13 protein-coding genes are annotated in these 14,004 nt (G+C 55.7%); 1 reads left to right on the top strand and 12 read right to left on the bottom strand.

The window, feature by feature from the left end:
• Positions 1-67 precede the first annotated feature (67 nt).
• The 9 genes from FGL65_RS11465 to FGL65_RS11425 form a co-directional block, all read right to left on the bottom strand.
• Positions 68-823: a basic amino acid ABC transporter substrate-binding protein gene (locus tag FGL65_RS11465; protein ID WP_250645471.1), complete on the bottom strand. Its 756-nt coding sequence runs from the start codon at positions 821-823 to the stop codon at positions 68-70.
• 42 nt (positions 824-865) lie between these two features.
• A complete protein-coding gene (locus FGL65_RS11460; RefSeq protein ID WP_147821325.1) occupies positions 866-2,410 on the bottom strand; it encodes an ABC transporter ATP-binding protein in 1,545 nt (514 codons plus the stop codon).
• A gap of 3 nt (positions 2,411-2,413) precedes the next feature.
• The gene (locus tag FGL65_RS11455; protein ID WP_147821324.1) at positions 2,414-3,331 is read right to left on the bottom strand and encodes an ABC transporter permease; all 918 of its coding nucleotides are present in this window, start codon (positions 3,329-3,331) and stop codon (positions 2,414-2,416) included.
• Between the two features lie 15 nt (positions 3,332-3,346).
• Positions 3,347-4,417: an ABC transporter permease gene (locus FGL65_RS11450; protein ID WP_147821323.1), complete on the bottom strand. Its 1,071-nt coding sequence runs from the start codon at positions 4,415-4,417 to the stop codon at positions 3,347-3,349.
• Positions 4,418-4,429: 12 nt separating this feature from the next.
• Positions 4,430-5,563: a BMP family ABC transporter substrate-binding protein gene (locus FGL65_RS11445; protein WP_147821322.1), complete on the bottom strand. Its 1,134-nt coding sequence runs from the start codon at positions 5,561-5,563 to the stop codon at positions 4,430-4,432.
• A 112-nt stretch (positions 5,564-5,675) separates the two neighbouring features.
• The gene (gene gpt, locus FGL65_RS11440; protein ID WP_431830887.1) at positions 5,676-6,134 is read right to left on the bottom strand and encodes a xanthine phosphoribosyltransferase; all 459 of its coding nucleotides are present in this window, start codon (positions 6,132-6,134) and stop codon (positions 5,676-5,678) included.
• 117 nt (positions 6,135-6,251) lie between these two features.
• Positions 6,252-6,944 carry a TVP38/TMEM64 family protein gene (locus FGL65_RS11435; protein WP_147821320.1) on the bottom strand — a complete coding sequence of 231 codons (693 nt, stop codon included), beginning with the start codon at positions 6,942-6,944 and terminating at the stop codon, positions 6,252-6,254.
• 155 nt (positions 6,945-7,099) lie between these two features.
• Entirely contained in the window at positions 7,100-7,975 is an 876-nt protein-coding gene (locus FGL65_RS11430) for a motility protein A (RefSeq protein ID WP_147821319.1), read from the bottom strand.
• A 20-nt stretch (positions 7,976-7,995) separates the two neighbouring features.
• On the bottom strand, positions 7,996-8,721 hold the full coding sequence (locus tag FGL65_RS11425) for an OmpA/MotB family protein (protein ID WP_147821318.1): 726 nt from the start codon (positions 8,719-8,721) through the stop codon (positions 7,996-7,998).
• 173 nt (positions 8,722-8,894) lie between these two features.
• Here FGL65_RS11425 and FGL65_RS11420 point away from each other — a divergent pair, with 173 nt between their 5' ends.
• A complete protein-coding gene (locus FGL65_RS11420) occupies positions 8,895-9,521 on the top strand; it encodes a Maf family protein (RefSeq protein ID WP_187170366.1) in 627 nt (208 codons plus the stop codon).
• Here the strand turns inward: FGL65_RS11420 and FGL65_RS11415 are convergent.
• The 3 genes from FGL65_RS11415 to FGL65_RS11405 all read right to left on the bottom strand — a co-directional run bounded on the left by FGL65_RS11415 (position 9,493) and on the right by FGL65_RS11405 (position 13,994).
• The gene (locus FGL65_RS11415) at positions 9,493-11,232 is read right to left on the bottom strand and encodes a response regulator (protein WP_147821317.1); all 1,740 of its coding nucleotides are present in this window, start codon (positions 11,230-11,232) and stop codon (positions 9,493-9,495) included. The two genes, FGL65_RS11420 and FGL65_RS11415, sit on opposite strands and share 29 nt — an antisense overlap.
• 220 nt (positions 11,233-11,452) lie before the next feature.
• Positions 11,453-11,968, bottom strand: coding sequence for a GNAT family N-acetyltransferase (locus FGL65_RS11410; protein WP_147821316.1), 516 nt, complete (start codon positions 11,966-11,968; stop codon positions 11,453-11,455).
• A 427-nt stretch (positions 11,969-12,395) separates the two neighbouring features.
• Positions 12,396-13,994: a methyl-accepting chemotaxis protein gene (locus FGL65_RS11405; RefSeq protein WP_187170365.1), complete on the bottom strand. Its 1,599-nt coding sequence runs from the start codon at positions 13,992-13,994 to the stop codon at positions 12,396-12,398.
• Between the last annotated feature and the right edge of the window lie 10 nt (positions 13,995-14,004).

The raw sequence follows: 14,004 nt of genomic DNA, 5'->3' as shown, positions 1-14,004 counted from the left end.
TGGGTGGTAAAATCCGAAAAACGCGGCCGGGACGGTCCTCCCATCCCGGCCGCGGGCACTCATACTATTACTTCATCCACTTTTCAACAAGCTTGCCCAGGGTGCCGTCCTTTTCCACTTCGTCAAGCGCCTTGTTCAGGGCTTCGACGAGCTTGGGATTGCCCTTGGGAATGACGATGGCGTTTTCTTCATAGCTCAGCTTTTCCGGAGCAATGACAAAGCCCTGCTTCTTGGAATATTCCTCGGCAACCGGGATGTCGGACACGACGGCGTCTACGGCCTTGGTCTGGAGCATCATGAAAGCGGTGGAATAGGTTTCCGGCTTCACAACGTCAACGCCCTCGATCTTCTCGGCGGCTTCCTGGCCGGTGGTGCCGAGCTGCACGGCAACCTTCTTGCCAACCAGATCTGCGCCGTTCTTGATGGAGGAATCCGGCAGGGTCACGATGACCTGGCCGGAAATGTAGTACGGTTTGGAGAAATCGACGCTCTTCTTGCGGTCTTCGGAAATGCCGAAGCCGGAGAAGCCGACGTCCACTTGGCCCATGTTTACGGCTGCGATAATGGAATCGAAGCTCATGGTTTTCCATTCCACCTTGAGGCCCATCTTTTCGGCCATGGCGTTCATGAGGTCGATATCGAAGCCCACGCGGGTGTTGCCGTCCATGGTTTCATAGGGCGGGTAATCCGGGCTGTTGCCGATGATGATCACCCCATCCTTCTGGATCTTGTCCCACATGTCTGCGGAGGCGATCTGAGAAGTGGCCAGTACTGCAACGGCCATCAGGGCGACGACGAATGTTCTTTTCAGTGCGGACAGCATAGTTTCTCTCCTTTCATTACTGTGACTATACGAGCGGACGCACTATACGGCCGCCTCTTCGACAACACCGGCCATGAGCGGGCCGATCCTGTCGGGTGTTCCTTCATCCGACGTGGGCAGCATTCCGAGAATGCGGCCATTGTATATGACCGCAATCCTGTCTGCCAGTTGCAGGGCCTCGTTGAGGTCCCCCGTGACGAGCAGCACGCCCGCCATGGCCCGAACCTCCAGAAGTCGTTTCCAGACTTCCTCTGTCGCCGAAATGTCGAGCCCCTGCGTGGGCTGCTCCGCAACGATGAGCACCGGTTCGCGATACAGTTCGCGCGCCAGCACCGCCTTTTGCAGATTGCCGCCGGAAAGCTGCCAGGCCAGCGCCTGAATCCTGCCGGGACGAATGTCGAACTTTTCTACCAGACCGGTCGTTTCGCGGGAAGCCCGTTTCTTGTCCAGCCATGGCCCGATGACGAACCCCTTGCGGGTCGTCAGCAAGATGTTTTCCACCATATCGCATTCCCGCAGCGTGGCAAGTCCTAAGCGGTCCTCGGGAATGTAGGAAAGGGATCGCTTCCAGGTGGATTCGGCAAAGAATTGCCGCCAGGGCTTGCCGTTGATGAATATGGTGTCCTGAGGCGGTTTGCGCAGGCCGCACACCGCTTCCACCAGCGCCTTCTGGCCGTTGCCGGCCACGCCGACAAGCGCGACGATCTCGCCTTGCCGGACTTCGAAGTCCACATCGGTAAGCCCCATGCCGGTGAGTCGCTTCACTTCCAACACGGAATCTCCGGTGGGATGCGGTTCCCGGTCGATCTCCAGGATAACCTCCTTGCCCACCATGCGGCAGGCCAGGTCGGCCTTGGATTCGATGCAGTCCGGGTCCACCTCGCCTTCGATGACGCCGCGCCGAAGGATAGCGATATCGTCGGCAAGTGCAAGAACTTCTTCAAGTTTGTGGCTGATGAAAACAATGGATTTGCCCTGCTCTGCCATCTTCCAGAGCGCCTCGAAGAGCTTGACGCTTTCTTCCGGGGTCAGCACCGCCGTAGGCTCGTCAAAGATGAGGATGCGGCTATCGCGGTACAGGAGCTTGAGAATCTCCACCCGCTGCTTTTCGCCCATGGAAAGGTCGCAGACACGTGCGCCAGGATCTACTTCCAGGCCGTACTGTTCGGCCAATACGCCGACCCGTTTCTCCATTTCCTTGGGATTGATGAAAAAACCGCCGGTCTGACCCAGCAGCACGTTCTGGGCCACGGTCATGGATTCCACAAGCATGAAGTGCTGGTAGACCATGCCGATGCCCGCCTCGATGGCCTCCTTGGAGGAGGAAAAATCCATGACGCGGCCGTCGATCTCGATATGTCCCTCGTCTGGCTTGTAGCGCCCGGCCAGCATGGACATGAGCGTGCTTTTGCCCGCCCCGTTCTCGCCCAGAAGCGCCTTGATGCGTCCGGGATACAGGTCCAGGTTGATATCGTTGTTGGCCACCACCTTGCCGAACCGCTTGGTGATGCCCCTGATCCTGACAACGGGCTTGTCCGCCTCGGTAACCGGTTTGCGCGGAGGGCGTTTGAAATCGCAAGTGCTCATGACTTAACCCTCCGGCTCGATGTTGGTGCCCAGTGCGGCGGGCATGTCCGAATACTTCCTCCTCCAGGCCGAAAACACCAGGGCGCAGATGGTCAGGGCATACGGAAGGGCCAGCAGGATGGAGGACGGGATATTGGTGCCTCGGGCCTGCAGCAGGAGCTGGAAGGACATAACCCCACCGAAGAGGTATGCGCCCGCCACAGCCCGGCCCGGCCGCCAGAAGGCGAAAATGACCAACGCAACGGCAATCCAGCCGCGCCCGCCCGAAAGTCCGTTGGTCCATAGGTTCGTGTAGGCCAGAGACAGGTAGGCGCCGCCCAGGCCGATGAGAAACCCTCCGCCCAATACGGAACAGTAGCGCAGCAGGATCGGCTTGAGACCGGCCGCCGCGGCCGCCGCGGGATATTCACCCACGGCCTCCATGGCCATGCCCAGGCTGGTGCGCTTGAAAAAGAACCAGAACAGCACCGGGATGACATAGGAGACGTAAACCAGGGCATCCTGCCGAAAAAAGATATCCCCGATGGCGGGAATCTGCGACAGGAGCGGGAAGGCGAACTTGTCGAACCCTTCACAGGGCAGCCCGATATACGGAGTCCCCAGGAAACGGGTCAGGCCGAGGCCGAGAATGGTCAGGGCCAGACCGGAAACCACCTGGTTGCCCAGGCAGGAGATACAGACAAAAGCATGGATGGAGGCCAGGAGCAGCCCGGCGAACCCACCCATGAGAAAACCAAGCGCGGGCGACCCCGTGAGAAACGAGGTCACGAACGCGGCCAGGGCCGAAAAGCTGAGAATACCCTCGACGCCCAGGTTCAGCACGCCGCCCTTTTCGGTCATCATTTCACCGAGGGTGGCGTAGAGAATGGGCGTTCCCGACTGAACGGTGGCGCTCAATAAAGGAACTATAATTTCCAGCATATATGATGCACAGCCCTAGTCGGACTGCTTCCTCCGTTCCAGTTTGTAGGTCAGAAAGAACTGCCCGGCCAAAACCGAAAGCAGAATCATCCCTTCCATGATTTCGCCGAAAGCGGCCGGAATCTGCAATTCGAGCTGCAGGTTCTCCACCCCGACCCGCAATGCCGCCAGCAGAAAGGAGGCAAAGGCGATATTGAGAGGCTCAAGACGGGCCAACCATGCGACCACAATGGCGGTGTATCCGTAACCGACCATGAGGCTCGGTTGCAGACGGCCGGTTGTGGCGGCCGCCTCCACGCATCCGGCCCAGCCCGCGAGCCCGCCGGACATGCACATGACGAACATGACCAGGAAGCCATAGGGCATGCCCGCGTAGCGCGCCACGCGCGGCCCCTGTCCGCTGGCCTTGAGCTCATAGCCCAGGCGCGTGTAGCGCATGAAGGCCCAGAACGCCACGCCCACAGCCACACACAGGAGCACTCCCCAGTGGACGCGCGAACCGGCAATGCCTCCGATGACCGCATTGTGCGAGAACTCGGGGGTCATGGGGAAGCCGTAGCTGGCCGGGTCCTTCCAGATGCCGAACACCAGATAGTCCAGCAGCAGGATGGCGATGTAGTTGAGCATCAGTGTGGAAATGATTTCATTGACCTTGAGCTTGAGCTTGAGTGCCGCGGGAATGCTGGCCCACAACCCGCCCAGCAAAAAGGCCATGCCGAACATGAGCGGCATGAGCAGCGCCCAGTGCAGGTTCGGGAACGTGAGCGCCATCCAGGTGGCGCCGATGGCGCCCAGGGCGAATTGCCCTTCCGCGCCGATGTTCCAGATCTGCATGCGGAAGGTCACCGCAACGCCCAATGAACACAAGAATATGGGGACCGATTTGAGGAGCGCACCCTCCCAGGCCCATCCATGACCGAAACTGCCGTCCCAGAGAATGAACAGACCGTTCAGAGCGCTCTTTCCCTGCCCTTCCAGAAGCAGCGCGCTTACCAGAAGGGAAATGAGCAGGGCGCCCAGGAAAATAACCAGGGCGCCCCACTTCCAGGGTTCATCTCTTTTTCTAAGCTTGAAACCCGCTATCATACGATTTCACGCTTACTCGGTGGTGCCGACAACGCCTTCGACGAACCAGGTCATGCCGAGCATCTGCTCGTCGCTGGCGGACTGGCCTTCGGGAATGGCCACTTCACCCTTCTGGTTCTTGATGGGACCGGCAAACACCATGTCCTTGCCGGACACGATTTCAGCCTTCTTGGCTTCCACCAGCTTGCGCACGTCTTCAGGCACCATGTCGCCATAGGGGGCGAGATCGACTATGCCCTTGTCCATGCCCCACCACAGGGCCTGGTCGCCCTTCCATGTGCCGTCGCGAACTTCCTTCACGGTTTCCACGTACAGCGGAGCCCAGTTCCAGATGGCGGCGGTCAGGTGCGCCTTGGGAGCAAAGGAGGCCATGTTGGAGTTGTAGCCGATGGAGTAAGCACCACGATCCTGGGCGGCTTCCTGCGGACCAGGAGAATCCTGGTGCTGGGCGATGATGTCGGCACCCACATCCAGCAGGGAAATGGCGGCGTCCTTTTCCAGGGCCGGGTCATACCAGGTCTTGGTCCAGACAACGCGCACCTCTGCCTTGGGATTGACTTCACGCACGCCCAGGGTGAAGGCGTTGATGCCGCGGATGACTTCGGGAATGGGGAATGCGGCCACGTAACCGATGATGTTGCTCTTGGTCATGGAGCCGGCAACCAGACCGGTCAGGAAACGGGCCTGGTACATGCGGCCGAAGTAGTTGTTCATGTTGGGGGCTTTCTTGAAGCCGGAGCAGTGCATGAACTTCACATTGGGAAATTCGCTGGCGACCTTCAGGGTCGGATCCATGTATCCGAAGCTGGTGGTGAAGATGACATCGAAATCCTTGCGGGCCATATTGCGGATGACGCGTTCGGAATCGGCGCCTTCCGCAACGGATTCCACAAAGGAGGTCTCTACCCAGTCCAGGTCGGCCACGGCCTGGCGGCCCAGGTCATGCGCAAAAGAATAACCGGCATCGCCGACAGGGGAAACGTAGACGAAACCGGCCTTGAATTTTTTTGCTTCTTCCTTTTTTTCAGCAGCGGGCTTTTCAGCCTTCTCTTCTGCTTTCTGGGGCGCCTCACCGCAGGCGAACAGCGACATCAGCATCGCCGCGCTGGCAATGGCGGCAATAAAGAACCTCGTGAATTGTTTCATGATCCCTCCGTATGGATTTCGATTTTGGTTGGGCACGCCTCAGCAGCGATGCCCAACCAAATGAAATACCTACATTCAAAGGGAACGACAAGATTATGCTTAGGAACCGAAACTAATCTCTGCACATGATGATGGGTTCCACAAACTGGTTCTGGGAATCCCATGGGAACAGAATCCAGGTGTCCTGGCTGACCTCAGTGACATACGTATCCACGGTGGGACGGCCTTCCGGCTTGGCGTAAACGGTCGCGAAATGCGCATTGGGCACCATTTCCCGTGCGACATTGGCGGTTTTGCCGGTGTCCACCAGATCGTCGATGAGCAGCCAGCCCTCGCCATCGCCTTCCACTCCCTTGAGAACGCTGGAACTGCCTTTCGACTGCCAGTCGTAGGTGGAAATGCAAATGGTATCGATCATCCTGATATCCAGCTCGCGGGCGATGATTGCCGCGGGCACCAGTCCGCCGCGAGTAATGGCATATATGCCCTTCCAGGGTCCCAATTCCACCAGGCGCATTGCCAAGGCGCGACAGTCGCGGTGCAGCTGGTCCCAGGAAATGGGAAACATCATTTTGTATTTATCGCTTTTACCCAAGGTTATTCCCCTTTGTTTCTTGTAAATGGAAACGGCAACCTAATCGGTTACGGCTCACTTTTCAATACCGCAGGCAAGCCCCACCCCCACCATTTATTCGCCTTTTCTGGTTTTATACCAACCCAGCACCTTTTTGGTGACCAATGGAAACAGCCCAAGCAAGGCAAAGGAAATCAACAGGCTCGGGGAAATCAATCCGGAGAGCGATTCTATCTTGCCCAACTCCTTGCCCGCATTGACGAAGACCATGGTGCCGGGAAGCATGCCCACCTGAGAGACCCAGTAATAGGTGACAAGACGCATGGGGGTCAGCCCCATGACCAGATTGATGGCGAAAAATGGAAACGCCGGTATGAGACGCAAAGTGAAGAGATAGAAAGCCCCCTCCTCTTCAATGCCCCTGTTGATGCGCACCAGCTTGTCGCCGAACCGGTTCTGCACCCAGTCCCGCAAGAGATAACGGGAAACGAGAAAGGAAAGGGACGCGCCGATGGAACTGGCAAAGGAGATGACCACCAGCCCTGTCCAGAAGCCGAATAGGGCGGCCCCGGCAAGACTCAGGGCCAGTGCGCCGGGCACGGCCAAAGCGGTGGAAATGACGTAGATGACGAAATACGAAACAAGCACCAGCAATTTGTGGGTTTCGTACAAGGCCGTGAAGTGGTCCCTGGAAGCCTTGAAATATTCAAGGGTCAGGTACTGCCCGAGATCGAACAGGAAATAACATGCCACCAACACGGCAATGACAGCGAGCATCAACAATCTCTTGCCCGTATCCGCTTTCATCCTTTCTCCTGTCGGCTGATGGGTTTTCGGCATGGATTCAATACACCGCCCTTTTTGTATTTGTTTTCGGGCAGCAGATCAAACCTTTACGATAACAAGAGAAAACAAAAAGGAGCCCGAAGGCTCCTTTCATAATGACAGGATTTGAAACGGACCTAGGAAGCTTCGGCGAAACCGATCTTTTCCTCGCCCATATCCTTGGGCATGTCCTTGGGTTCGACGGGCTGCTTTTTACGCTGGATGTACTTGCGGGTAATGCTGCGCAATGCTTCGGTGTTGCCCTCCCGCTCGCTCGGGCTTAGGAAGGACGCCAACTTGCGTTCCAGCTTGTAGGGATTCTGCTCCTTGCTGATGGCCACAACACCTTCCAGCACCAGCTTCTGATTGAGCAGTTCGGCGCGCGTGCTGTAGTTGATGCTTTCGGCTATGGGCGCAAAGACCAGATTTCCAAGAACCAGCCCGTACAGGGTGGAGATGAAGGCCACAGGAATGTTCTTGAGAATCACGGCCGTGTCGTTAATGCCCATGAGCAGGCCGATGAGGCCGATGACGCTGCCCGCCACCCCGAAGGCCGGAGCCATGCGGGCCAAGGTCAGGAAAACTCGTTCGCTCTGCTTGCGGCGCTGATTGAAGAATGCCATCTCCGTGTTCAGGCATTCCCGGATTTCATCTTCCTTGTAGTTGTCCACCAGAAGGATCAAGCCGCTCTTGAGGAAGGAACAGGTGGCCTGCTGCTCCTCTTTTTCCAGGGACAACACGCCATCCACCTTGCTGCGCACGGAAAGGTCCAGCAGGGTGTGCACGATTTCCTCGGAGCTGAGCTGGCGGGTCCCATAGGCGTTCCTGGCCACCTTCCAGGCGCTGGTGACACGCTGGAAGGGATAGCTCAGGAACAGTCCCGCAGCGAGCCCCGAGCCGACCACCAGCAATGCGGCCAGGTTCCAATAGGCGGCGGCATGGCCGGTGAGCAAGAAGCTCCCGATGAAAAGTATCAGGCTGACGACGATACCGATAATGTTTTGTTTGGGCATGATCAAAACCTCCTGTCACGCTAGATCATGTCGGTCAAAATTATGACTTCCACCCGGCGGTTCATGGCGCGGTTGGAAGAGGACGTCCCAGGCAACTCCGGGCGATACGCTCCCCTGCCGGAAATGATGAATCGCTTGGGATCCATGCCGAATGTGCTGATCAGGTGGGAGGCCACATCCGCCGCCCGCCTTGCGGAAAGGGAAAAGCTTGCGGGGCCGGCGGCCTCCACGTCATCCACATAGCCGACCACATGGATCGACCCGGTGCTAACCTTCATGACGTCGGCGATCTCCTGCAGATAGGCATCCGCGCCCGAGGCGAGAGAATCCTCGTTTTCCTTGAAGAACAGATCCCCCCGCAGGGAAACGCGCACCTTGCCGTCACTCTCCTTGATGACGCTGATGCCGTTGACCTGCGACTTGTAGATGACTTCATTGACCGGCATCCGGACGCTCTCCGAACCGGATGCGGCCGAGGAAAGACTCGAGATATTGCCGATCAAGCCCATAAGAGGATCAAGCGAACTGGCCGCATCGGCTTTTTGCGCGGCCTCGGCGCTGAAAAGCACACGCACGTCCTGGTGGCTTTCGGCGTAAATGAACATCACCACAAACAAAACAAACATGACCATCATCAGGTCGGCCCAGGGAACGGCCCACTGGTTGGCTCCTGCGACGATCTGCTCCGTTTCGGCATGATTCGACAGATCAAAATCTTTGGTAAAGCTGCGTTTCAAGTCGTCCATGTCTTCTCCGCACGGTTGAGTGCATCAAAGAGTTAGCAATATGTTTGCCACTCGCATAACACTCTCTACTTCAAAGACTTTTGAACGTGATGTCAGGTTACATTTCCCCGTTGGACAAAAAACCGTCGGCTCCCGGAATTGACGGGTGAAGCCGAAGCGGGCACAAGGCTTCCATGAACGACAAAAAACAGAAAATCTACAGCACGCTGAAGCCGCTGGTGCTGGCATCGGGATCCCCCAGGCGCAAGGAACTGCTCGGTTCGGTCGGGCTCGAATTCACGGTCCACCCGAGCCGGGCCGAGGAACCCAAACCCGAACAGGGAGAAAATCCCGGAGATTACGCCCTGCGCATGGCGCGCATCAAGACCGAGGATGTTGCCGGGAAGTATCCCAAGTCCGTTACACTCGGTTCAGATACGATCGTGGTCCTGGGAAGCGACGTCATGGGCAAGCCTGAATCGGACGCCGACGCCCTGCGCATGCTCAGCGCTCTTTCCGGTCAGACGCATCAGGTGATTACCGGGTGTTGCCTGGCCATTCCCGGTGAAGCTACGCCCCACTGCTTTTATGTCAGTACTGATGTGGTCATGCGCGCATCCTCGAAACAGGAACTCCGCAACTATATTGCCACGGGAGAACCTGCGGACAAGGCCGGGGCCTATGCCATCCAGGGAATAGGAAGTTTCATGGTCAAGGGGATTTCCGGATCCTATACCAACGTCGTGGGGCTGCCGTTGGCGAGGGTATTGGAAGTATTGGCATCTTTGGGAGTTATTGTTCCAAGCGTGGATCGTGTTTGAGGTATTTTAGAAGTATGCGCTTCAACGACTGCATATCCACCGGCTTCGCGAGGTAATCGCTCATTCCGGCCTCCAAAAAATGTTCCTGGTCTCCGTCCATTGCATGGGCGGTCATCGCTATGATGGGAATGTCCTTATGCGATTCCCCGACAGCGCCGGTGCGAATGGCCTGTGTCGCCTCCACTCCATTCATGACCGGCATTTGAACGTCCATGATGACGCAGCAGAAAGTTCCCTGCGTCAAGGCATCCAGGGCCTCGCGCCCGTTAATGACGGAAACGACCTGGACTCCCATTTTTTCCAGAAACCTGGTTGTGGCCAATCTGTTCACGTCATCATCTTCGGCCAGCAAAACGACACCTTCGCGCAGGGCATCCTTTGCCAGCGTACGCACATTCGCGGCTATGTTTTCTACTGTCTTGGCATCAGCGGTCCTGAAAGGCAGGCTGACGTAAACGCTGGTGCCACCGCCCTTTATGCTCTCAATGCATGTCGTGCCACGCATGAGATCAACGAGACGCCTGACAATGGACAACCCCAATCCTGCGCCCTGGAATTGACGAGTGTAACTGCTGTCTTCCTGAATAAACGGATCTGAAACAACGCCGAGCATTTCATCCGAAATTCCAACACCAGTGTCGGAAACAATGAAAAGGACTCTGCTCCCCCCACTCGGCTGTATTGGCAATAGGGAAGCCGAGACCGATACTGAGCCTAAAGTCGTATATTTGATGGAATTCCCGATAAGATTGCCCAAGACTTGTTGCAATCTGACCTCGTCCCCGCGCAAAACTCCGGGCATCTGCTCATCAACCTTGAAGTGCAGATCAATCCCTCCCTGCCTGGCCGCAGGCATGAATGCTTGCTCAAGCGAATGAAAGACGTCTGTCATCATGAAGTCTTTTATTATTAACTCCATCTTTCCGGATTCAATACGTGACATGTCGAGAATATCACCAACAAGACGAGTCAACCTTTGACAGGACTGCTTCGCTAAGCTGCTGTATTCCTTCTGCTCACCATTAAGATCAGTCAACTCCAAGAGCTGCAATGTTCCCATCAACCCGTTGAGGGGGGTCCTCAATTCGTGACTCATATTTCCAAGAAACAGGGTCTTTGCCTGGTTGGCTCTTTCTGCAGCCAGGCGGACTTCATTTTCGCGGTTACGGCTACGCTCCAACTCATGTATATTTTTATGCAAAATACGGCTTGGTAAATATATTGATATGAGTAAAAAGGCCATACAAAGCCAGATACAGACAAAATACAAAAGAGGGTTGACGACAGCAGTTTCTATATATCCGAGAACTTGCAGGACATAAAACGATACCCCGAGCACTGTCGCAACCAAGAGTGTTATCATCGACCTTCGAACGCCATAAACACAGATTATAATAGAAATTAATGGGAAAAATAAAAAATATGCAGGAGCGTTCACTCCTCCATTATAAGACATGGCGTAGAGAATGACTGCAATCGTACCGATGGCAATCACATTTATTCCGACATAATATTTTTTTATTTTATACAGATAAAGAGAAATGCCACCCAATATGAATAAAAATGCACATGTCACTTGCCGCAACAACTGATCTGGAACAATCACGAACATGACAGCCGAGGCGCCCATAGAAATAAACAGCAGTCCTACACCTATGGCAAACAGCATTTTTTTTGCCATCAATTCTGAAATACTGTGGCGACTGTGCATAGAAAGACCTCAGTGACAAACCCATGCCGGACAGCTCGAGGAGCCGATTGGCCCCAAACTTTTTTGCGGCGCATGGAGTCAGCCTCAAGCCGTCCTTCTTTGACAATATTTTCCTTATATTCATTACACGAAAACGGCATTCTTGCCATCATTACGATCAAATAAATAGCCTTGCACAACCATGAAAATAAAAGGGGGAGGCAGCCCTCCCCCGTATTGGTTATTTGGATGCTTCAAGGAAAGCCGGATGCGGAGCGATACTCCCTTCCGGCTTTGTCAGCCCGAATGGCAAAGCCAACACATTGAGGGCAGGCACTCCGGGACAACTCAGTTCAGCATAGGACCTGAATCCGAAGCGGCTGTAAAATCCGGGATCTCCCACAAGGACAATACCTGCTGCATTTTGATGCCGCATTCTTGCTATGGTTTCACGCATCAGGGCCGAGCCTACGCCCTCGTATTGATGTTCCGGCAGCACACCGATGGGCCCCAACAGGTACCATCCTTCATATTCCGCTTTCAGATGGACTTCCGACATCGCCACATGTCCCGCCAACTTTCCGCCCAATTCCGCCACGAGCGACAGGTTCAATGCACCTGAATCTCGGAGCAGTTCCACGATTCTGTGCTCGACGGGCTCCGCACCGGGTTCATGCTGCGGGTGCCCCTTGAAGGCAGCATAGTGTAACCGGCTGATCGCAATATGGTCGTTCCTTGTTTCCGTTCGTATATTCATTTAAATCTCACTGTAACTTCTTTGATTCATAGGGAATGTCTCACTCGCTTCGGCAAGTGAGATGCATCGGTTCTTATCGATGGGACAAAAAATGGCTGCGGCCGCATGGCACAACAGAAGACTCAAGCACTCAGAAACGGCTTGGCCCGAGGAGCCTGCACGCACTCCCCGAGAAATCGGGACGGCATGAGGAATATGTGGCGGGCATTACCGGCAGTCGCGCATGCGGGCAACCGGCAACACAAGATCCAAATGAATTCTATTCAAACAATATCCTGTTTTTTGCAGCGGTATCCCGAGCCCTGTTGCGAGTCAAGAAAAACGAAAAACAAAGGGGCCATGGCATTGCCATGGCCCCTTTCGAGCACCGAATGACAATTTCTAATCATCGGCCGCTCGGAGTGACGGTAACCACTCAGGGGTGCAATTAGGAAGACAAACGTTTGATGAGTGTATTCAACTCATCGCATTTCAAGGCGAGATCACTGCTTGCGGTGTTCGCTTCCTGCATTCCCTGGGCGGTTTGGGAGGCTATTCGGTTGATATCTTCAACGGCCTTGTGGATCTCCTCACTGGTGGCCGATTGCTGCTCCGCAGCGGTTGCAATGGACTGGACCTGATCCGCCGTACTGATGACCAATTCGACGATCCTTTCCAGGGTCTTCCCGGAATTCATTGCAATTCCCGTGGATTTTTCCACGGCCTCCGAGGCATGGCGGACGCCTTCGATGGAGCGTTTGGCTCCGTTCTGGATGGCGTTGATGGCCGCACTTACTTCGTCCGTGGCCGTCATGGTCTTCTCTGCGAGCTTGCGGACTTCGTCGGCCACCACCGCAAATCCACGCCCGGCCTCACCTGCCCTGGCGGCTTCGATGGCAGCATTCAAGGCAAGCAGGTTGGTCTGGTCGGCGATGTCCTGAATGACGTTGATGACGCTTCCCACGGATTCGGTCTGCTGGCCAAGCTCGCCCATGAACTCGCTCAGGGTGTTGGCCTGGTTGCGCATGGTTTCAATGGACTCGATAAGCCTTTCGACCTCGTTCTGGCCTTCGCGGGCGGTCGTGCGCGTATCATTGGCGTTGTCGGCGGCGCTGACGGCGTTGCGCGCCACCTCGAATGTTGTGGAATTCATCTCTTCCATGGCCGTGGCGGTTTCCGTGGTGCGTTCGGACTGGAATGCCGCGCCACTGGCTGCTTCATTGATCTGAGACGCGATAACTTCGGCGGTTGAATTGACCTGTTCGGTAATTCCCACAAGCTCCGAGGCGATTTCCGCAACACGCTTGGCGTTTTCCTCAATGGCCTGTTGCTGCTGTTTGACCTCGGTCAGGTCAAAGTAGATGGTCAGTGCGCCGATCTGGTTGTCATCCAGGTCAAAAATGGGATCGGCGGAGAACTGCAGCACGTGCGTTATCCCATCACCCTCGATCCTGGTTTCGCCTTCAATACGGATACCGTCGGCGACCACCTTGTCTGTGCGGGTCTTACGGGTATCGTCGCCGTAGATATATCCACCGATGGACATACCCATGTATTCGGAAGGATGCCCTTTTTTCCCAGAAACCTTGAGAAATTGCTTGCCGATGAAATCGATGCGGGCATTTTCATCACAGGTCATGAAAGGATAGGCATCTGCAATGGCGTTAAGTACGCCCTCCGCAAAACCGATCCTGCGCTTGAGAATGGACATGGTTGCCGCGAGTTGCTTCCCAAACCCGGAAAACTCACCCGTCCCGGCATCCGGAAGATCTTCGCTGAATTTGCCCTGGGCAATCTGCTCCAGATAGACATTGGCACAGTTGATATAGGCAGAGAGCCTGCCGCTCATGAGCCAAAGGCCTATACAACCCACGGCCAGAAAAACCAATCCAGCTACGGCTCCGACCCCGGTCAAGGCTGACGCGCTCAAGACAAGCTGCCCTTCCGGACGCGAAGTCGAAATCAGCATCACGCCCAAGACAAACGCCACCACACCACAGACAGCGGCCCCAGCCAATCCCACCGCAAAATTTCGTTTAATGTTCATACAGCCCTCT

Origin of the sequence: Salidesulfovibrio onnuriiensis (genome assembly GCF_008001235.1) — a bacterium.
GTDB classification, from domain to species: domain Bacteria; phylum Desulfobacterota; class Desulfovibrionia; order Desulfovibrionales; family Desulfovibrionaceae; genus Pseudodesulfovibrio; species Pseudodesulfovibrio onnuriiensis.
Note: the sequence above shows the minus strand (reverse complement) of the source record. Positions and strands in the feature narration are given on the sequence as shown.